Below are 19,347 nucleotides of genomic sequence, written 5' to 3'. Positions count from 1 at the left end.
TCAAGTAACCAATGACTAAGCATAAAAATACCCTCATAATCAAAAGATGATAAGGGTATTGTGAAGCAACCAAAAGATCGGTCAACCGATCAAAAATACCTTAACTGATCGGTGTTAACTTAATTGTGGTTTTTTTGTGCCTAAATTTTAACACCGATACTAAATTGGGAGGGTGAGAACCCTCGACAGGGTTCGACAAAATGTCCGGAACATTTTGGGCCGCTGCAAGCGTCGTGCAGCAATTGGTTACATGGATGTAAGCGAGCCTATCCCTCCCTCTGGACCATACTTAATTTAAACCACTTAATTGTGGTTTTTTTTGCCTAAAATTTATAAAAATTAAACAAATTGTGCCTAGTAATAACTTAGGGCATTATTAACACAACTTTAGCCACTTTTAGGTTTAGCTATGATCCGGTTCATATTGCTATCATTTTGCGCGGCAGCACCATTTTTTACCTTGGCACAAAGTACAACAGTGTATAAGTGTGTAATTAAGGGCGTTCCTACTTTTAGCCAAACGCCTTGCGCTAAAGATGCACAAGTTATTACTCTAAAAGATATCAATGTAATTGAAGCTTATAAAAGCTCTACGCCCGGTAAAGGTATCACCGATACCTCTGTTGATGACTATTTAGAGGTTCAACAAATAGAGCGTGAAATAAAGCGCCTTGAGTTATCTATTGAACAAAGCCAAAAAGAATACGCAGCTAAAAAACAACAGATAGATTACATGACTCAAGATAAGGCCAATCGTTTAGGCGCTTCGTCTATTGCTGATGCTATCGCAACTAAAACAAATTCATTAAAACAAGCCTACGACGCATCAATTAGTCAAACGCAGCAAAAAATAGAGTCATTAAAGCAAAGAAAGCTGCAGCTTAGCCAAAATCCTTAAGCGCTCGTTTTACTATAGAAATAAATTGCGCAACGTCTTCTTGAGTATTATAAATATGTGGCGATACTCGTATTCCAAATTTGCGAGCATCTACACTGACTTTCGCTTTATTAAGCTCTGTTAATACATGGTTTTGCTGCTTGTTAAAAAACAAAATAACAGTCCCGCTGCATTTATCACCACTCATAGGTGATACAACATATTCGCTTAGTTGCTCATGAATAGGCGTAAGCATCGCTAAGTTATGCACCCTTACCTTGTGAGCTGTTAGCTCTGCAAAGTAGGCAATACTATTTGCGGCAATAATATAAGGCGCTACAGAGGGAGTGCCACCCCAAAACTTGAGTGCACTGACGTTATATTCGAAGTGGTTAATATCGAACTCAAATGGATTTTGATGCGAAAACCAACCCACATCTTTAGGCTCACAATACTCTATTTGATTTTTGTTAACCCACAAATAAGCTGCACCTGGGCCGCCACATAGCCATTTAACACTCGAGCCAATCATAAAATCCGCATCGAGTACGCTTAAATCAAGCGGTATAACACCCGCTGACTGAGCAACATCAACTATTGATAAACTATTGGTTAATTTACTTATAGCTACAATATCGTACACAGGCGCCTGCACTCCTGTATTTGAATACACATGGCTTATAAAAACTAAATCAATATCGGCGGTTATATAGCGCTGCCAAGCACTAATATCACTTAAATCTTCGTGCTCAGGTATAAACATGATTTGCGCGCACTCTGGTAATGCTTTTTGCATTGCAAAACCCATGCTCGGAAAATCACTTTGCGCCATAAGCACTTTACAATTTTTTTGCTGTAATCGAGGGTGCGACATAAGCAACTTTGTCAAGCCACTTGATAAATTAACCTGAGGACAAAACTGCGAACTAGGCGCATTAAATAACTTACCAAGCCCGGTAGTAAATTGCTCAACTGCGGGCAGCCATTGTTGCCAAGGTTCTTTATTTGAGCTCTCCCATGGTAAAAAGTAGTGCTGAGCTAAATATTGCTGTGTATTTTTAAGAGGACGCCCTACCGAGTGGTTTAATAAATAACAGCCATCGGCCATACAAAAATCATTTTTAAGCATGCTATTGAATCCATTCTTTAAGTGTATTTAGATCGTCAAAACGTGTTTTTATATCGTCGCGTTTGGCGCTGGCTCGCCTATCTCTTAATTTTTCGAGCGAATCAATTAACACATGAAGCGGCGGACCACTTGCTGTTACCTTGCTCATATGTTGCTGTTGCATATTTTTTGAGGGCTGAGCAATAAACTTTTCAACCAGTTGATTATGATGACCGACTGCAGTGTCGCCATGTAATTTACACACTTGAATAAATAACGTTGCATGGCTTTTAAACCAATCTGTATTTTTATATGGCTTGGCTTGTAAAAAGTCATCCATAAAGCTTTGCATACGCATGGCTTCTCGCAGGATTTGTTGATCCTCTGGCATCATATATAAAAACTTATCCACCAGCATTTGCGAGTAACTTGGCTCATTTGCGCTACACAGCCCTAGCAGCATATCAATCACGTTAATGCCTGCAAAATCACCTGCATTTGCGCCTCTGTAAACCTCTTTGCCTACACGGTACGGTTTATAATAAGGGCGAACGCAGTTAAAAAATCGATCTGTATCGAGCTCAGAATAAAGTACATTGTTTGACTCAATTACATCTATAAGCGCTTGTTTGGCTACTTTTAATAACTCACCACACAGGGGGTGTGAGATACCTAACGGCAATATTTTTAATAAAGCATCACTTGCACGTTTATAGGCCAAAATACCTTGGGTGTTGTAATCAATAAATAGCTTTTCGTCGGGTAAATTAGTAAATCGTTTATAAATACCGTTAAGTGATTTGTTATGAGTAGTTAAATGGGCGGTAGCAAAACGAGGTGTTACGCCAATGGATGCGCCTATATGCATAGCAAGCGCTGAGGCTTCTATTAGTGGGGAGCTGGTTTCTCTGCTTGGCTCAGTAATTTCATGGCGCCTACACGCCGCCATAAACAATCCTACGTTACCGAGTAAGTCAAAAGCGCTATCAAAGCCTTGATCTGTGTTTCCCTCGGCTAATAAATTGCTAATTAATGCGTTGCCTTTTTTTTCTAATTGTTGCTTTAAGGCCTCACCTATTCCTTCTACATTTGCTTTATCGGTTTGCTGCCAATAAAGCTGCTCTAATTCACTATTTAAAGTGACAAACTCTGTTCGTATCCAGTGATCAAAAATAGCGGTATGTGTGTTCATTGTTGTGCTCTATTATTTTTATAGTTAAATGCTAACAGAGTTCAATGAGGGTAAAACGCCAAAAAAATTAGTAAAAATTGCAATACTTAGCAATAATCACTACAAATATAAAAATAATTAATAAAAGCCGACAACTATGTTAGATAAAAAAGACCAGCAATTACTCATTGCACTGCAAAGCCAAGCTCGTATGTCTGTTTCAGATTTGGCCAGCAGTATTAACCTATCGGATACACCTTGTTTAAGGCGTATAAAAAAGTTAGAGCAAGAAAACATTATTACCGGCTACCACGCCGCCATAAATCCTAAAGCACTTAATCTTAATGTGTTGGTATATGCGTTCGTACGATTAAGCCAAAACTCGGTAAGTGCTGCAGAGCAATTTGAGCAACATGTAGAAAAATTACCACATGTATTAGAGTGTTGTGTAATATCAGGAAGCTATGATTATTTATTAAAAATCATTGCACATGATCTTGAGAGCTACGAAACATTTGTAAAACATCAACTAGGTAGTTTAAGTTGTATTGCAAATATAGAATCAACAGTCGTGTTAAAGCAGTCATTTAGCAAAAAACAGTTACCATTATAAAAATAACCAAAATAACTTACTGTTAGCTATACTGATATTTCAAAACGATAATAATAATTGCTTGGACCTTATGTGAAAAATTTTAACTCTAAAAATCATTCCATTATTTTTTACATCATGTTTGCTTTAGCATATTTTTTAGTCGGCATAGCACTCACTAAACTTGCTTTTAACTCGCAAATAATTCCAATTTGGTTACCTGCCGGCATAGCTCTAGTCGGTTGTTATATTTGGTGGTGGCGCTTTATCCCGCCTTTATTTGTAGCTGCAATTGCCTTTAACCTTAATATTTTTGACAGTTCAGCTCATGAGCTAGTCCTGGTCGGCAACTCATTCAACGAGGCAATGTATATCGCCTTTGGTGTTGTTATACAGGCAATGGTCGGCGCAGCTCTTTTAAAGTATTGGCTTGGTCACCCGCTGCGCTTTAAAAAGCGCAAGAATATAATTTACTTTATTTTAGTCATAGCCATATTGGTCAGCTTAATTTCAGCTAACTTTGGCGTATTTGCCTTAAGCCAATTCAACTCGCTTTACAGTATTGATAATCATTGGAAAAATGTTATTTACTGGTGGCTTGGTGATACATTAGGGGTATTAATTGCAACTCCGTTTTTACTTTCTTTGTTACCACAAAAGTCTAATCAACATACTATATCGGCATTTCCGACAATTGCAGTATGCTCAGTTTTATTTTTATCAGTCGCGGTAACAACACAATTATACGATCAGGAAAATCGTATAAGCACTATTAAAATTGCCGAACGTGAAGTCCACGTTATAGAAAACAGCCTTTATAGATATACAAATCGCAGTATTATTGCAGTGCAGAGCTTAGCAAGTCAGGTTCAATCATCTCCCATGCTGAGCCAGCAAGATTTTTATTCTTATGCTAGTCAGTTACTAACTCAATACGAGTTTATTAACGCTTTATCGTGGAATGCAAAAATACCTCAAGATCAACGCGAAGTCTTTGCTCAAGAAATATCAAATATTTACCATTTAGATATTGATATAGTTGGCGAACCTCTTGAAATTAACGATCCCCTTGTTATAGTAAAATACATAGCTCCTTTTAATGGTAATCAAAAAGCTATTGGCTTTAATGTATTTTCAAACCCTGATCGAAAAAACTCTCTGCTTAACCCCGCTATAAAGTACATGCCAGTCGGAACTAAAATAATTCAGTTGGTGCAAACCAAACAACCTAAACCAGCCTATTTATTATTTGCCCCTGTGTACTCCCAATATAACGATGAAAAAACAATTAAAGGCTATGCCACTGGTATATTTTTAGTGCGTAGTATTATTGAGCAGGCCATTTCTAAAGAACAGTCTGATATGTTTTCGATTGGTATATACGAAGATACAAACACACCGCCGTTTTATAGTAATTACTCTCAGGATGTTCAGCAAGCCAAAGGCAGCCGTTTAATGTCGTTTGACGTGGACTTTGCAGGGCAAAAATGGATTGTAAAACTAGCCCTTAAAGAAAGCTTTTTAACACAACATAATAGTCAACTAACTCTATTATTGCTCATACTTCAAGTTGCCGTATGTTCTTTAATTTTAATGGTTTTACTGCTGTTTAATCAGCAACAGATTGCACTTACACGTCAAGTTGCAGAGCGTACACACTCACTCGCACAAGCAAAGCAGCAGTCTGATTTAGCTAATCAGGCTAAAAGCCAATTTTTAGCGAATATGAGCCACGAAATACGTACACCATTAAACGCCGTTATTGGTTTTTCTTCACTTGCTCGAGAAACAGACAGTGCAAGTACACTCATTGGCTATTTAGATAAAATAAATTCATCATCTAAAAGTTTATTAAACTTAATTAATGACATTCTTGATATATCAAAAATAGAATCCCAAAAGTTAGTTATTGAATCTATTGCATTCGACCTAGGTGCCTTAATAACACGCATAGACAATATGTTTGAACAAAGCGCAGTTAACAAAGGTATTAACTGGCAAGTTAACTCAAAGCTACCTTTAAATACCTGGTTTATTGGTGATCCTATGCGAATTGAGCAGGTATTACTTAATTTATGTAGTAACGCGATTAAATTTACAAGCCAAGGCAGCGTTGCTTTAAACATAGAAACAGAGTTTACTGCCGCCAATAAAGTACAGCTTGTTATAAACGTTAGTGATACCGGAATAGGTATAAAACCAAGCCAGCATAAAAAATTATTTAACGCATTTACCCAAGCTGATAGTTCTACCTCAAGGCAGTTTGGCGGTACAGGACTTGGCTTAACCATAGCTAAAGAGCTAAGCCAGCTAATGGGGGGAGAAATAACACTTAAAAGTGAAATAGATAAAGGCTCTACTTTTACATTTTCAATACGATTAGAAACAACAGAGCCTAAAAAAGAACATGTTATTACATTTGATAATACTAATATTACTTCGCTAGACATTTTGGTCGCAGAGGATAACCCAGTAAATCAAATGGTTATTAAGGCGATGCTTGGCTCGTTAGGGATTGTGCCGTATATAGTAGAAAACGGTGAGTTGGCGGTCGATATAGTGAAAAAACAACATTTTGATTTAGTCCTTATGGATTGCCAAATGCCTATAATGGATGGCTATAGAGCAACGGCACTGATCCGCCAGTTTAAAACCGAACAAGAACTCCCGATTATTGCTTTAACTGCCGACGTAATGCCAGAGGATAAAGCACATGCACAAGCAGTTGGATTTAATCAACATCTTGCAAAACCGCTTGAACTCATTAAGCTAACCGAGTGTCTTGTCCAATATGCAGAAGTTAATGAACAATAGTGGTTTAATTTTAAGAATAGTTTTAAGAGTATTTTTGGGTTTTGTTTTAAGTGTTTTTTCTCATACAGCTGTCGCTCAAAACTGTATATCGCAGGCGAGCGACTTTAAATTTATAACAAAAAGTAAGCAACAAGGCTTATTACGCTTTGAAAATGAGCACAACCACCAGCGCTTTAATTACCACGCCCTTTTGCCATTTAACGATTACTTAGATTTTGCATATAAACATATAAATAAAGCCAATCCACGTGCAAATATGCCATGCCCTGTTATTACACAAACGTATCAGCAATTAGTAACACAAGGTACGCGAAAACCTGACCCTACTATTGCAGATATTATTGCCCCTTTTGAGCTTACGCATCCAAACAGCAATAAAGTTGCGCTATTAATCCACGGACTAACTGACTCCCCCTTTACGTATCACGATTTAGCACAAGTGTATTATCAGCAAGGCTATACTGTGCGTACTATTTTATTACCAGGACATGGAAGCGCCGCAAGTGCGTTACTCAATGTAGACGTTAGCCAATGGCAACAAGCAATAAAATACGGTATTGAACGCTCCGTACAAGACTTTGATGAGGTGATACTCGCAGGTTACTCTACCGGTGCAGCGTTACTTATTGATTACGCAACCAAACACACTGTATCCTCTAAAATTAAAGCGCTTATGCTTTATTCGCCCGGCTCTGAGCCACATAATAAGTACGGCTGGATAGCAAAGTGGATTGATGCCATACCCTTTGTTAATTGGATTGATAAAGATGCCGATGTAGACTTTGCTAAGTATGAATCATTTCCTCTAAACGCAGCTGCCGCTTCGTACGATGCAATGTCACTTGCAAGTGTAAGTAGCTTAAACAAACGCCCTGCACTTAAATTACCTATTTTTAGTGTACTTAGTGATATTGATACCACGATAGACACGCGTGCCACGCTAAAGTTATTGAGTACATTACACAAAGATAATTCAGTAAAATATAAGCCACTCGATACTTTAGTACTTTATGGAAGCACCAATATTTTACCGCCAGACTTTGCTAGTGACTACACAGTAAATAATCCGCAATGCACAACACCTCAATGTAAAAAGGTTCATGGTATGTCGCATATTGCTGTTGTTAACTCACCGCAAAATCCACATTATGGAATTAACGCCACTTATCGCAATTGTGGCAGCTTTATTAACGATGAGTCCCTGTATGAAACATGTAAAACAACTAAAAAACCACAACTAGGAGAGCGTACAAGCGCCAACTTAAAACACTATCCGGCTTTACAGCGCTTAACTTATAATCCTCATTTTACCGAGCTTAAAATGCAAATTAGTACGTTTATTAAAAACGTAGAACAGCTTAGAACAACTACAAGGTAAGTAGTCATGGGAACGTTTTCGCACCAATGGTTTAGCAGTATTAATGAGATTGATCAGGCGCAGTGGCAACGTTTATTTGGTGATGAACCATTTACTCAACATACTTTTTTATATGCCCTTGAACAAAGCCAATGCGTAACACAAAAAAGCGGTTGGCAGCCCCATCACCTCGCTATTTTTGAAGATGATACGCTCGTTGCACTTGCACCCGGGTATTTAAAAAGTCATTCATACGGCGAGTATGTATTTGACTGGGCATGGGCTGAGGCATACGAAAAACACGGTTTAGAATATTATCCCAAGTGGCTATCTGGCATTCCTTTTAGCCCTATTGAAGGCAAGCGCATTGCTATCGAGCACGCTAATCCAAATGCGGTATATCAATACATTACAGAGCAACTTAGCTTACACAGTGCTCAGCAAGGATGGTCGGGATGGCATGTTAATTTTTGCGACCAAGCCCAAGCCACCTCATTAACTGAGCAACACGCCATGTTAAGAGTGGGTGTGCAATTTCAGTGGTTTAATAAAGGTTATGAATCCTTTGACGACTTTTTGCAGATGCTTAGCTCACGAAAACGTAAGTCACTTAAAAAAGAGCGAGCTAAAATAGCGCAACAGAACATTGATATTGAATGGCTGCAAGGAACGCAAATTACGCCCGAGATAATGCAATTGTTTTGTGAGTTTTATCAGCGTACCTACTTAAAGCGCTCTGGTCATTTGGGCTATTTAAATATGGAGTTTTTTACGCTTTTACATGCCTTAATGGCTAATACTCTCGTTATTATGCTGGCCAAAAGAGACGATAACGTGATTGCTGCAACACTTAGTTTAGTAGGTAAAAATACGCTTTATGGGCGCTACTGGGGAGCAAGTGAGGAAGTAGATTCGCTGCACTTTGAATTGTGTTATTACCAAGGTATTGAGTTTGCAATAAAGCATAAACTCAACTGTTTTCATTCGGGTGCACAAGGTGAGCACAAAATAGCACGCGGATTTGAACCCGTACTTACCTACTCTGCTCACCATATTGTTGATGGCGACTTTAGTAATGCAATAAGCGACTACTTAAAGCGTGAACGCGGCCATATTGATATATATAAAGAGCAATGTAGCTCATTACTGCCGTTTAAAAACGAGTAACTGATTATTTGCAGGCATGGCTGTATCGCTAATAAGCGTAAGCCCTGCTTGCTTAGCTAGTTGTTCAACTGCTTCAAAATCTCTTATTCCACTTAACGGATCGCGCTCTGTTAAAAAGGCACTAAAGTCATCATTACTTGGGCTGGTAAATTCACCTTGGTATTTGAATGGCCCATAAATACACAACATACCGTCGCTATTTAAGTGGCGTTTAACACCATCAAAAAAACGCTCAACTAATTGCCAACTTACAATATGAAATGTGTTTGCAGTATAAATAGCGTCAACTTTATCTATTGGCCACTCATTATTTAAATCAAGCTCAAGTGGTGCATGTAAATTAGTTGAATTAGCTTCGCGGTGCCATAAATTAATCCCTTCGTGGTTTATAGCACGATCACTTGTATGCCATTGTAAATGTGGTAATTGCTCTGCAAAAAAAACACTATGCTGGCCGGTTCCTGAGCCAACTTCGAGTACTGTTTTAGTATTTTTTAATACGTCCTTTAATTGCTCTAAAATAGGGGTTTTATTGTTTTCACAGGCTTGTGAAAATGGCTTTGTCATTACTGTGCACCAAAATTGTAGATTAATGCACAACAGTAAAGCAAATTTAGCTTATTTTGTCGTGATGAAAAAAAGATAATTTTTAAACACTATAACTATCATATGGTTGAGTTAATTTATTATGATTGGTACGTAATATGCTTTTATATAACTAACCCACTAAAGGGTTTAACTTATATTAAATTTCAAAGGATAAAATTATGCATATACCCCCTTATACCGCTGTAGACGCAGCTATTGCTATAACCGAAAAAACCACCGACGATCATAGTTACGCCGTTGATATGAGAGCTACAGTAATCGATTTACTTTCGCACCCTAAACATAATCAACAGGCGATGACCAAACATGAAACAGATCAGATATTTATTCTTGGCTACAATTAAAACTCAAATTAGTATCGCAAATAATTTTTATAATAACTGTTTACACTGAAACCGATTAAATGTAATGATAACTATTATCGTTAACTTAAGTCGGTTTTTTTATGTCTTCAAATTATGCCCAGCATCGTTACCATCAAGAACTCTCTTGCCATTGCTTAAGACCTGGCCTGCATGCACCCATGCTCGTTGCCGATTACATAGAAACCGCCCTTAACGTCGCTAAAAAATTTGAGCAACAACGTAATCCCTTGCTTCAAGAGTTTTATCTTAGACGCACACACCATGAAATTATGAACAAAATGTGCGACCCTCTTATACATAATGCTATTCGTAAACAATGTTTAGAGCAGTTATACAAACCTTTATTAGCACTAAAACGGTTTTATAAAGTGCATAACAATACTGCACAATTTTTAATACTTGAGCGTGAAGCTCGTATTCTTAGTCACGAATTCAACCCTTTTTAAGGAGCACACTTATGAGCAACTTTAGAACAGAATCAGACAGCATGGGCGAACTAAAAGTACCTACTGATGCGCTCTATCAAGCGCAAACACAGCGAGCGGTTAATAATTTTGCCATTAGTGGCTTACCTATGCCAAAGCAATTTATAACTGCACTGGCTTATATAAAACAAGCCGCTGCACAAAGTAACTGTGAGCTAGGCCATTTAAGCAAAGCTAAAGCCGATGCAATTGAGCAAGCTTGTCAAAGTATTATTGATGGTGAACATGTTGAGCATTTTCCCGTTGATATTTTTCAAACAGGTTCTGGCACAAGCTCAAATATGAATGCCAATGAAGTTATTGCAACGCTTGCTAGCCGGATAGGCAATGAAAGCATTCACCCTAATGATGATGTGAATATGGGGCAAAGCTCTAACGATGTAGTCCCTACTGCTATCGCACTCAGTAGCGCAATAAATGTAGTGTACGAATTACTTCCTTCGCTTGAAAACTTATCGCAAAGCCTGGAAAAGAAAAAAGCTGAAGTAGGCCATATAGTTAAAACGGGCCGTACGCATTTAATGGATGCAATGCCTGTAACGTTTGATCAAACACTCAGTGCATGGCAGTCACAAGTTAATCATGCCGCAGCAGGAATTAGACATAGCTTAGAGCGTGTATGCGAACTTGCACAAGGCGGTACAGCTGTTGGAACAGGAATAAATGCCGACCCTAAGTTTGCAGCCAAATTTGCAGAAAATCTGAGTGCCAATGTAGGCATTAGATTTACGCCCAGTAGTAACTTTTTTTATAATATAGGTTCACAAGACGCCATCGTCGCACTTTCTGGGCAATTAAAAGTACTCGCTGTCGCACAAATGAAAATAGCCAACGACCTACGCTGGATGAACTCAGGACCACTTGCAGGTTTAGGTGAAATAGAGCTTGAAGCGCTTCAACCAGGCTCCTCTATTATGCCTGGCAAAGTAAACCCGGTTATACCAGAAGCCGCCGCAATGGTAAGTGCACAAGTAATAGGTAACGACGCGACCATTACAGTAGCAGGCCAAGCGGGTAACTTTGAGCTAAACGTAATGTTACCTGTTATTGCTTATAATATTTTGCAAAGCATACAATTACTTGCAAATAGCGCACAAGCGCTGGGCGATAAAGCGATTGCCAGTTTTAAGGTGAATCAGCCAAATATAGATAAAGCACTCGCTAAAAATCCAATTTTGGTAACTGCGCTTAATCCGGTGATCGGTTATGAAAAAGCAGCAAAAATAGCAAAGCAGGCTTATAAAGAAGCCCGCCCTATTATTGATGTAGCCGAACAAGAAACCGATTTACCACGCAGTGAACTCGAAAAACTACTTAACCCCACCAAACTAACGCAGGGTGGACTTTAATAAACGATATTTTTCACGGCTTTAATTACTTGATAATATAGTTTTTATTGCCGTAAAAAATGCACCGTGTATGATAGTGATGAATATTTCATCACTATCAAGGTTTGTTATGCGTACCCCATTGTTAGCCATACTTTTACCACTTTGTTTAACTGCATGCTTAGATAAAGCACCCACTGAAACGCAGCAAGTAACAATCACCTCAGAAACTGAAGCACCAAAGCAAGAGCTACAAAAGCTAAAAGAAAACACTCAATTACAAGAAAATACTAAAAAGAACGTAGTTGCTGAAAAAATACCAAAAGCTGATTTAAAAAACGTTTCAATAGACGATATAAAAGCAGCCAAAACCGAATTAAATACGCTAATTACAGATAAGCAATGTGATACCAGCACCCAATGTAGAGTAAGTGCAGTAGGCAGTCGCGCATGTGGTGGGCCAAGCAGCTTTATTGTGTACTCAACAAACACCGCGTCTGAGGAACAAGTAGCTGTCCTTAGCGATAAAATCACAAAGCTTGAAAGTAGTTATAATTCACAAAAAGGAATGATGAGCATTTGTCAGCATTTAACAACGCCAAGCACGCAGTGTGTTGAAAATAAATGTGTTAAACTTGAAGGCTCAGCGGTAAGTGCATTTTAAGGATAACGTTATGAGTTGTTTACCATCGGCAATTAAACTATCAATTTTAAGCATTGCTAGCAGCATTTTATTACTAAGTGGTTGTGCTAGTACTGTGACGTCAAATGAGCAAAATAAAAACTTATCTGACTTAAACTATGATCTGAATAACATGGTGAGTAATAACAGCTGCACTGCAAGCTTTCAGTGCAAAGTACTTGAAGTGGGCGCCCGCGCATGCGGCGGACCGAGTAAATATGCTGTTTATTCAACGCTAAACACATCTCAAGAAGAAGCAGAAAAGCTTGCTCAACAAATAACAAAACAAGAAAACATACAAAATAAAGCACAAGGCTTAACTGATTGTTCTCCTGTACTTGAAGTGCAATCGCTGTGTATTAACCACCAATGCCAGTCGTTTGATATAAAATAAAAACGGCCGCGTATAAGCTAATTTCAGCGTTAACTTAAATACGGAATTAACGCTGAAATTACTACCACCAGTACCACGCAAATACCCGCTTTAATAATGTATTTCATGGGCATTGTTTTAAGCACCCAATATGCATAAATAAAACGTACAAAATAACTCGCCGCAGTACCAAACAACGCAAAAATAATTAAGTAAGCAATTAAAATAATATTCATAAAAACCTAATTAAATTATTTCACTTTTTTATTTTTAGTGTGAGCTATTAATAAATCAGCTACTTGTTGTTTTACGGCTCGCTTATCATCGCTTTGTACATCAAAGCGACTGGCTAGTTGCGCTATTTCATCATCATTTAAGTTAAACGATAAACGTTGACGCGTTTTTTTAGACTTTACGTCTAAGCCAAGTATTTTTCGGATCATATCTGACGGCGTTAGCTCTTGATCAATTGCCTGCTTTTTTATCAGTTTTTGAACTTCGCTGCTTAGATCAAATGCCATTTGTGTGGCACGTACAGCTTGTTCCTGACGTAACCACTTGTCTTTAGCATCACTCACTTAGCGTCTCCGGGAAACAAGTCTACAATGTCTGACATTGGACGCATGAGCGTTAGCGATACTTCGGTTTCGCCGCCATCCCAAATTTCGATATTTAAACCAAAGCCTTCATTATCTGACGCTAAGCAAATCATTTCACATGGCTCGCCACCTTCTTGCTCATAACGAGGTAATGCTTGGTTGCGGTAATCTTTATTATGGAAATAACACACATAAGGCGACTCGCTTTGTTGGTAGCTTTTAGCTAAAAACTGCATAAAGCGCTCTGGTGTATTTTGCACTGTAATGTGGGTTAACGACTCTTCATCAAAAATACGCGCAAACTCATCAAGGCTAAATATCTCTTCAACTTCGTTTCGCTGAATTTTAATAGAAAAGTTAGCCCACTCTTCGCCATCATCTTGCTCAATTTGTAAAAATACAACTTGGCCGCTATTTGTCTCAAGTACAAATTCAGTATCGCTACTGTGCTGATATTGGTAAGTCTGAATATCAGTAACACGTAACGTTTCACCCTTTAACCATGCAGGATAGGCAAATGAATCAATAACGCTAAACATGTCGCCTTTTTTAAGATCGCTCGGATGATTAAGTTGACGTTCTGGCTCTTTTTTAGATTTGAAAAAATTAAACATAGGAAGGCTGCCTTCTAAGCAAAAAAGGTAACTGAGAAAAACTCGGTTACCTTTTTAAAGTATAAACGTAATAGTTAGCTATTTTGCTTCGCTTTGATGCGAGCTAAAATATCAGCGCTTTTTGGACTTGTGTCGCCAATGCCTGCTTCAGCCATTTTTGCTTTTAAGTCATCGCCATTTACGTCTGACTCAAGTTGCTTTGCAGCACCAAGCTGGTCACTTCGATCTTGTTGGCGCTGTTTAATACGTTCAAGCGATTGACGAGCCGATGTCATAGACGAGCTGTTTGTATTAAGCGTGCTGTTAACAGCCATTGTTGCTTGCTGTACGCTTTCAGTGGTTTTAACCATTGTAAGCTGACGCTGATTCTCTTTAATCGATTTTTCAGCATCTTTAACTTGCTGCTTAAGCGCAACAATGTGATTGCTAAAGCCAGACAATACTTGCTCGTTTTCAGCTTTTTCAGCTTCAAAGTCACCAATTTTTTCTGCAATTTCTAATGCTAACGCTTCGTTGCCCTTTTCAAGAGCTTGGCCTGCATACGCTTCATGTTCAGCGATTGATGCATCTACAGCGCTAATTTTACGCTTAGTTTGCATTTCTTTGGCCATTACTTCAGTAAGGCTTTTTTTAGCTCGGTGAAGTGCATTTTGCGCGTCTGCAATTTCTTGCTCAAAAATACGGATGCCATTTTTGTCTACAATTGCTTCGCCTGCTTCACGAGCGCCGCCACGTACTGCTGTAAATAATTTTTTTAAAATACTCATAATCTTAACTCCACTGACTAGCTATTAATCGTTTAAATACAAGGTCACGGCTTCTAGTGCATCGATAGCGTTATCGGCTAATGTCACTAGTTCGTGGGTAACGTCATCTAGTGATGAATTTACCGACAGTGCACCAAAAATCGCGTATTTGTTATCGATTTTAGCAAATGCACTCAGTGGAATTGGCACGTTTAAACGTAGTAATGTTTCGTTTAACTCGTTGCGTAATTCACTCTTAACTTCATCTTCGTCAAACAAGTAGCTAATACATAACAACTGCTCTTGCGTTTGTGTAACAAAAATTGGAAGTTCATCATTTCCATCAACAATGACTTGTAAAACATCTTGCTCGCCTGGGTTGGCAATCAAGAAAGACTCAAAGTTAGCGCCTTCAGTTTCAAAAGAAGCTAATTTTATTGAAAGTTCATTTAATTCCATGTCTCTGCCTTTTGTCGTTTGACATATTATGTCTGAGTTAAGATTCTCATGGTCGACATATTATGTCAACCATGTTTTATTAGTTTTTATACAATTCGCTTTCTATTTGCCATGCAGTTCGGTAGTAATCATACAACTGACCAGACCCTAACCTATTGACCTCAATACTTTTAACTTGTTCAAAGTAGTGGTTAGGAAATACAAAACTTGCCAATAAATATTCTTTACTAATCCATCTTGATGGCACAGGCATAGCCGTCGCATCATTAATACGGCCACTGGCCGACTGCCCCATTTTAGTCGCTATAGTCCAGCCCCACTGCCCAAAAGAAGGTATGTTTTGCTGATACTGCTCAACATACTCAAACCCAGCAGCTTTAACTGTTTTAGCAATGCTTAAAAACGCTTTTTTAGCGTGATAAGGTGAGGTTGATTGAACCGCCATTGCGCCATCGGGTGCTAATAACTGCCGTACATGATTATAAAAGTAGTCACTGTACATTTTATTTAGATCAGGATGATTAGGGTCAGGTAAATCAATTAAAATAGTGTCGAACTGCTTAGATTGATCAAGCAGTTTTTCAACTTCTAAAAATGCATCACCCACAATTATGTTGGCTCGCGAATCATGCATCGATTTATTGTTTAGCTGTAGCAATCGCTTATTGATGTGCTCTGGCGGCGTAAAGTCACCGTCTTTATGACCAAATAAATTGAGTAGTTGCGCGTCTAAATCTATTAGCGTTACTTCACTTACAGGCCACTTTAAAACATCTCTAAGTGCAAGCCCGTCACCACCACCAATTATTAATACACGGTCGTGTCTGTTAGAGGCAAGCATTGCAGGGTAAACCAGCATTGAGTGATATATTTGCTCATCAATACTTGAGAACTGTAAACGCCCATTTAAATATAAATCGGTAATTGGCTGAGGTTGGTTTTTGCTTAATCTTTCGGTTAAAACTACGTGTTGGTATTTAGTTGCTTGCGAATAAATTACTTTATCTTTGTATAAAACATTACTTAGATTGTTCATCCAGCTACTGCCAAATACTAAAATAAAGCCAAATAATGCCAGTAATACTATATGGCAAACTAAAAGTGCCTTAGCAAAGCGCACATGGGTATGGTAGCGCCATAAAAACGCGAGCCCCGCAATAATATTAAATAACGCCGTCCACGCTGCAGCTTGCATTATAGGCATTGAGAGCATGATACTTACCCAAATGGCTGCACCAATACCAGCACCGATATAATCGGCACCATAAATAGTCCCTGCGTTGTTTTCTAAAAACCGACCATAAACATGCTGACGAATACGCGCTATAAGCGGTATTTCCATACCAATAAATAAGCCCAGTATTAAACCAAAAACATAAGGTAGAAAACGTGACCACTCTTGTAGCTTTTGAAATACGTAACCATTAAGTACAACATCAGGGGGTAAATTAAAAATGCTCGAAAATAAATGAGGAAGAGAATAACTAACTGCTATTACACCCGCTATCGCTAAAATGCAGCCCATGCCAACCAAAGCAATAATGCTTTCTAGCCAAGCAAAAGCGGTAAATGCATCTTTGAACCAGCGCGCTAAAAAAGCGCCTAAGCCCATTGCTACAATCATAGTGCCAATCATGGCGTAAATAGCGCTCTCTACTGAGCCAAGTACACGGCCCGCATAATGAGACAGTAAGTATTCATAAATAAGGCCGCACCCAGCAAGCACGGCCATAACAGTAATAAGTAGTATATCGTGCCCAAGTAAGCGAGACTTACTTGGGGGGGTGTTGGTTGATGACACTGATTATGCGCCTAGTAATGTTGCCATAGTGATACCTACAGCAAATGATACTGCTGCAGAAATAGTAGCTACACCTACATTTTTTTGACGATTAACTTCATCGGAAATATCGCAACCAGATAAAATTATTTTAATTGTCACTAAGTGCAAAATAATAAATGCAACAAGGCTCACTACTGCGCTAATAGCCCAGTATAGTAAACTCGCATTAATATTATCAGCCGCGTAAGGTGCAACACCCGTTGCTGCTGTAATAGCTAATGCACTACCTATTAAAAATCCAGCGTAACGAATACCCACAGCTAAGTTACCATCAACAATTGCTTGTTGTAGGCAGTCGCCACTTTTGTTTGTACGCTTAAATAACTGCACTCGGTATTGGCTAACAAGTAGTAATACAACACTACCTATAATAAAGGCGGCAATTACAATTGGAAGACCATGCCAGCCGTCAGTAGCCACCCATAAAAGAGCTGAGCGAATAACGATAGCAACACTGACAACATGGCCAAAATCAATTATTGAAGCTGTAACATTACCTTTAACGATTTCGTCGTGCAGGCTTACTTTACGAAGAGCTACTTTATCTTGAAAAAAGTGACCCAACTTAATCAGTACAATTGCTAATGCGCCATAAGCTAACATTTGTAGTGCTTCTTGTTGCAGTGTTGCAGCAAAAGCTCCGCTACTTACACCCGTTAATACAATCGCCAGTGCCACTAAGCCAGCGGCAAAGCTAATACCAAAAGCAAAGTTATCACGCTCTGTTATTTCATCATTTGCATGTAAGTTTGAAACCCAGCCTTTTATATATTTAAGGCTTACAAATAATAAAACAATAATCGCAAAATCAATCGCCAGCGCTTGCAGTGACCACATAGTTATTCCATTAAATTCATACATATTATTCTAACTCCAACTTTATTCTTTTACTTACCACGGCTCACGCCACGAGAGGTTCTGCTACCGCTATCACGCACCGATCCTGAGCTATTGCTATAACTGCTCGAACGAGAATAACTACTGCGGCTTTTTGCTGGCGTATAACTACTACGGCTTAAACCTGATGCACCTGTTTTTTTACTCGCATAAGGGCTTGTAAACTGCTTTCCTTGGCGTTGGTATGTTTGGCGCGTGCGTGTTTCTAGCGCGCTTTGGGTTTTAATTTGTTTAGGGCTTGAATAACGCGAGCGCCCATAGTCATTGTAATAGCTATACTTTCGGCGCTTACTCCAGCTTCCATATTCAACACGATCAAATACATCACCTAAAATACGGTACATTCCGTACCATTGCCAAAAGCTAATACCGTTACTATTTGATTGCCAGTTACCATAGTTAGGGTTACCTACCATTTGGTTACCAACACCCTCACCTTCAGCTTGCTTACTAATTGCGCCTACACGCGCTAAAGTGTCTTTGGACATATCTGCTAGCATATTAATAGGATCGGTTAACGCATCAGAAAATAGCGTAGGTTTAGATGCATCACGCAACAAATCAATGCTATGTAACGTATCTTCGTAAGGAGGAATTAAGTAAGTTCCTTTAATATCTTTAAGTCGCTGTGTTAAGCCACTATAAAGTGCGCCTTGGCGCGTTGCATCAAGGGTAATTACATCAACAACTTTTGTAAGCTCTGGTTGTTGTTTTTTAAGAAGCTCGCCATATTTTTTAAGTAACACAGCATTGCGTACACTTCCATTATCGAGTGCAGTACCAAGCTGAGACAGCTCCGTATCTACCTTTTTAATAGACTCTTGAATTGTTTGTTGCAGCTGCTCTTCTTTCGATTGACAACCCATAAGCACTGCGAACAAACAAAACAGGCTTATAAGTTTCCAAGCTTTAATATTCGACATTCATGTCACCTGATTTACTAAATTAACTCAGGTAGTTTTACACAGGTCACTTATTAAACCAAGAATGAAATTGCAACAAAATGAGAAGAAACGTGGGACTCTGTAATCAGGGTCTGATTTATTGAGAATTTAGTGAAAATATTAAGCTATATCGTAAGGTTAGAATTGAAGTTTAAGCGTTATAAGGGGGTACTTACAGTGATTTTAGCGTCAGGAATCGCTGCGCTCGCCCGCCCTACGTGATGGGTGTTGATGTGAGTGTGCATTAATTGCGCGCATTTCACTTTTCTGCAGACGTAAAAAAGCCCGAATCGTTAGATTCGGGCTTTCTACAATTT

The 19,347-nt window shown here is 38.7% G+C and carries 21 protein-coding genes; 10 read left to right on the top strand and 11 right to left on the bottom strand.

Translation table 11 applies throughout. The features are described 5' to 3' along the window. The first annotated feature begins 409 nt into the window (after window positions 1-409). On the top strand, window positions 410-898 hold the full coding sequence (locus I6F44_RS19070) for an RNA-binding protein (RefSeq protein ID WP_197174375.1): 489 nt from the start codon (window positions 410-412) through the stop codon (window positions 896-898). Here I6F44_RS19070 and I6F44_RS19065 read toward each other — a convergent pair. Both I6F44_RS19065 and I6F44_RS19060 read right to left on the bottom strand, forming a co-directional pair. Continuing rightward, window positions 882-2,006 carry an aminotransferase class V-fold PLP-dependent enzyme gene (locus I6F44_RS19065; protein WP_197174374.1) on the bottom strand — a complete coding sequence of 375 codons (1,125 nt, stop codon included), beginning with the start codon at window positions 2,004-2,006 and terminating at the stop codon, window positions 882-884. The two genes, I6F44_RS19070 and I6F44_RS19065, sit on opposite strands and share 17 nt — an antisense overlap. Window position 2,007: 1 nt before the next feature. After that, window positions 2,008-3,177, bottom strand: a complete 1,170-nt coding sequence (locus I6F44_RS19060; RefSeq protein WP_197174373.1) for a PrnB family protein — start codon at window positions 3,175-3,177, stop codon at window positions 2,008-2,010. Between the two features lie 136 nt (window positions 3,178-3,313). Here I6F44_RS19060 and I6F44_RS19055 point away from each other — a divergent pair, with 136 nt between their 5' ends. From I6F44_RS19055 to I6F44_RS19040, 4 genes are all read left to right on the top strand, one after another. Continuing rightward, window positions 3,314-3,769 (top strand): Lrp/AsnC family transcriptional regulator, encoded by a 456-nt coding sequence (locus I6F44_RS19055; RefSeq protein ID WP_007579788.1) that lies wholly within the window; start codon window positions 3,314-3,316, stop codon window positions 3,767-3,769. A 72-nt stretch (window positions 3,770-3,841) separates the two neighbouring features. Continuing rightward, entirely contained in the window at window positions 3,842-6,562 is a 2,721-nt protein-coding gene (locus tag I6F44_RS19050; protein ID WP_197174372.1) for an ATP-binding protein, read from the top strand. After that, window positions 6,552-7,940 carry an alpha/beta hydrolase gene (locus I6F44_RS19045; RefSeq protein ID WP_197174371.1) on the top strand — a complete coding sequence of 463 codons (1,389 nt, stop codon included), beginning with the start codon at window positions 6,552-6,554 and terminating at the stop codon, window positions 7,938-7,940. Before I6F44_RS19050 ends, I6F44_RS19045 begins: the two co-directional genes overlap by 11 nt. 6 nt (window positions 7,941-7,946) lie before the next feature. Next, window positions 7,947-9,086 (top strand): GNAT family N-acetyltransferase, encoded by a 1,140-nt coding sequence (locus tag I6F44_RS19040; protein WP_197174370.1) that lies wholly within the window; start codon window positions 7,947-7,949, stop codon window positions 9,084-9,086. Here the strand turns inward: I6F44_RS19040 and I6F44_RS19035 are convergent. Then, entirely contained in the window at window positions 9,063-9,653 is a 591-nt protein-coding gene (locus I6F44_RS19035) for a DUF938 domain-containing protein (RefSeq protein ID WP_010554834.1), read from the bottom strand. The two genes, I6F44_RS19040 and I6F44_RS19035, sit on opposite strands and share 24 nt — an antisense overlap. A 200-nt stretch (window positions 9,654-9,853) precedes the next feature. Between I6F44_RS19035 and I6F44_RS19030 the strand changes: the two genes are divergently transcribed. The 5 genes from I6F44_RS19030 (at window position 9,854) to I6F44_RS19010 (ending at window position 12,949) form a co-directional block, all read left to right on the top strand. Beyond that, window positions 9,854-10,039 (top strand): hypothetical protein, encoded by a 186-nt coding sequence (locus I6F44_RS19030; protein ID WP_010554833.1) that lies wholly within the window; start codon window positions 9,854-9,856, stop codon window positions 10,037-10,039. Between the two features lie 101 nt (window positions 10,040-10,140). Continuing rightward, window positions 10,141-10,506, top strand: coding sequence for a hypothetical protein (locus tag I6F44_RS19025; RefSeq protein WP_231609258.1), 366 nt, complete (start codon window positions 10,141-10,143; stop codon window positions 10,504-10,506). Window positions 10,507-10,517: 11 nt separating this feature from the next. After that, window positions 10,518-11,894: a class II fumarate hydratase gene (locus I6F44_RS19020; protein ID WP_197174369.1), complete on the top strand. Its 1,377-nt coding sequence runs from the start codon at window positions 10,518-10,520 to the stop codon at window positions 11,892-11,894. A 109-nt stretch (window positions 11,895-12,003) separates the two neighbouring features. After that, window positions 12,004-12,537: a hypothetical protein gene (locus tag I6F44_RS19015; protein WP_197174368.1), complete on the top strand. Its 534-nt coding sequence runs from the start codon at window positions 12,004-12,006 to the stop codon at window positions 12,535-12,537. Window positions 12,538-12,547: 10 nt separating this feature from the next. Then, window positions 12,548-12,949: a hypothetical protein gene (locus I6F44_RS19010; protein ID WP_197174367.1), complete on the top strand. Its 402-nt coding sequence runs from the start codon at window positions 12,548-12,550 to the stop codon at window positions 12,947-12,949. Between the two features lie 29 nt (window positions 12,950-12,978). On the opposite strand, the gene I6F44_RS19005 is transcribed toward I6F44_RS19010, so the two are convergent. From I6F44_RS19005 to I6F44_RS18970, 8 genes are all read right to left on the bottom strand, one after another. After that, window positions 12,979-13,164 (bottom strand): hypothetical protein, encoded by a 186-nt coding sequence (locus I6F44_RS19005; protein ID WP_007579770.1) that lies wholly within the window; start codon window positions 13,162-13,164, stop codon window positions 12,979-12,981. 15 nt (window positions 13,165-13,179) lie between these two features. Beyond that, window positions 13,180-13,506 (bottom strand): hypothetical protein, encoded by a 327-nt coding sequence (locus I6F44_RS19000; protein WP_010554828.1) that lies wholly within the window; start codon window positions 13,504-13,506, stop codon window positions 13,180-13,182. Continuing rightward, a complete protein-coding gene (locus tag I6F44_RS18995; RefSeq protein ID WP_010554827.1) occupies window positions 13,503-14,141 on the bottom strand; it encodes a DUF4178 domain-containing protein in 639 nt (212 codons plus the stop codon). Before I6F44_RS18995 ends, I6F44_RS19000 begins: the two co-directional genes overlap by 4 nt. Before the next feature lie 74 nt (window positions 14,142-14,215). Continuing rightward, on the bottom strand, window positions 14,216-14,908 hold the full coding sequence (locus I6F44_RS18990) for a PspA/IM30 family protein (protein WP_004335088.1): 693 nt from the start codon (window positions 14,906-14,908) through the stop codon (window positions 14,216-14,218). Between the two features lie 24 nt (window positions 14,909-14,932). Next, window positions 14,933-15,346, bottom strand: a complete 414-nt coding sequence (locus tag I6F44_RS18985; RefSeq protein ID WP_004335098.1) for a YjfI family protein — start codon at window positions 15,344-15,346, stop codon at window positions 14,933-14,935. Between the two features lie 79 nt (window positions 15,347-15,425). Next, entirely contained in the window at window positions 15,426-17,147 is a 1,722-nt protein-coding gene (locus tag I6F44_RS18980) for a polyamine aminopropyltransferase (RefSeq protein WP_024589502.1), read from the bottom strand. A gap of 3 nt (window positions 17,148-17,150) precedes the next feature. After that, window positions 17,151-18,050 (bottom strand): DUF350 domain-containing protein, encoded by a 900-nt coding sequence (locus I6F44_RS18975; protein WP_024609365.1) that lies wholly within the window; start codon window positions 18,048-18,050, stop codon window positions 17,151-17,153. Between the two features lie 26 nt (window positions 18,051-18,076). Then, entirely contained in the window at window positions 18,077-19,009 is a 933-nt protein-coding gene (locus I6F44_RS18970; RefSeq protein ID WP_197174366.1) for a CHAD domain-containing protein, read from the bottom strand. Window positions 19,010-19,347 lie beyond the last annotated feature (338 nt).

It is taken from the genome of Pseudoalteromonas sp. NZS11_1 (assembly GCF_015864275.1).
Lineage (GTDB): Bacteria > Pseudomonadota > Gammaproteobacteria > Enterobacterales > Alteromonadaceae > Pseudoalteromonas > Pseudoalteromonas arctica.
This window is presented reverse-complemented; position numbering and strand designations above follow the sequence as displayed.

What these genes read in the sequence shown, in the direction of transcription:
- I6F44_RS19070 (WP_197174375.1), top strand. Translation starts at nt 410, where the DNA reads ATGATCCGGTTCATATTGCTATCATTTTGCGCGGCAGCACCATTTTTT.
- I6F44_RS19065 (WP_197174374.1), bottom strand. Translation starts at nt 2,006, where the DNA reads ATGCTTAAAAATGATTTTTGTATGGCCGATGGCTGTTATTTATTAAAC.
- I6F44_RS19060 (WP_197174373.1), bottom strand. Translation starts at nt 3,177, where the DNA reads ATGAACACACATACCGCTATTTTTGATCACTGGATACGAACAGAGTTT.
- I6F44_RS19055 (WP_007579788.1), top strand. Translation starts at nt 3,314, where the DNA reads ATGTTAGATAAAAAAGACCAGCAATTACTCATTGCACTGCAAAGCCAA.
- I6F44_RS19045 (WP_197174371.1), top strand. Translation starts at nt 6,552, where the DNA reads ATGAACAATAGTGGTTTAATTTTAAGAATAGTTTTAAGAGTATTTTTG.
- I6F44_RS19040 (WP_197174370.1), top strand. Translation starts at nt 7,947, where the DNA reads ATGGGAACGTTTTCGCACCAATGGTTTAGCAGTATTAATGAGATTGAT.
- I6F44_RS19035 (WP_010554834.1), bottom strand. Translation starts at nt 9,653, where the DNA reads ATGACAAAGCCATTTTCACAAGCCTGTGAAAACAATAAAACCCCTATT.
- I6F44_RS19030 (WP_010554833.1), top strand. Translation starts at nt 9,854, where the DNA reads ATGCATATACCCCCTTATACCGCTGTAGACGCAGCTATTGCTATAACC.
- I6F44_RS19025 (WP_231609258.1), top strand. Translation starts at nt 10,141, where the DNA reads ATGTCTTCAAATTATGCCCAGCATCGTTACCATCAAGAACTCTCTTGC.
- I6F44_RS19020 (WP_197174369.1), top strand. Translation starts at nt 10,518, where the DNA reads ATGAGCAACTTTAGAACAGAATCAGACAGCATGGGCGAACTAAAAGTA.
- I6F44_RS19015 (WP_197174368.1), top strand. Translation starts at nt 12,004, where the DNA reads ATGCGTACCCCATTGTTAGCCATACTTTTACCACTTTGTTTAACTGCA.
- I6F44_RS19010 (WP_197174367.1), top strand. Translation starts at nt 12,548, where the DNA reads ATGAGTTGTTTACCATCGGCAATTAAACTATCAATTTTAAGCATTGCT.
- I6F44_RS19005 (WP_007579770.1), bottom strand. Translation starts at nt 13,164, where the DNA reads ATGAATATTATTTTAATTGCTTACTTAATTATTTTTGCGTTGTTTGGT.
- I6F44_RS18995 (WP_010554827.1), bottom strand. Translation starts at nt 14,141, where the DNA reads ATGTTTAATTTTTTCAAATCTAAAAAAGAGCCAGAACGTCAACTTAAT.
- I6F44_RS18990 (WP_004335088.1), bottom strand. Translation starts at nt 14,908, where the DNA reads ATGAGTATTTTAAAAAAATTATTTACAGCAGTACGTGGCGGCGCTCGT.
- I6F44_RS18985 (WP_004335098.1), bottom strand. Translation starts at nt 15,346, where the DNA reads ATGGAATTAAATGAACTTTCAATAAAATTAGCTTCTTTTGAAACTGAA.
- I6F44_RS18975 (WP_024609365.1), bottom strand. Translation starts at nt 18,050, where the DNA reads ATGTATGAATTTAATGGAATAACTATGTGGTCACTGCAAGCGCTGGCG.
- I6F44_RS18970 (WP_197174366.1), bottom strand. Translation starts at nt 19,009, where the DNA reads ATGTCGAATATTAAAGCTTGGAAACTTATAAGCCTGTTTTGTTTGTTC.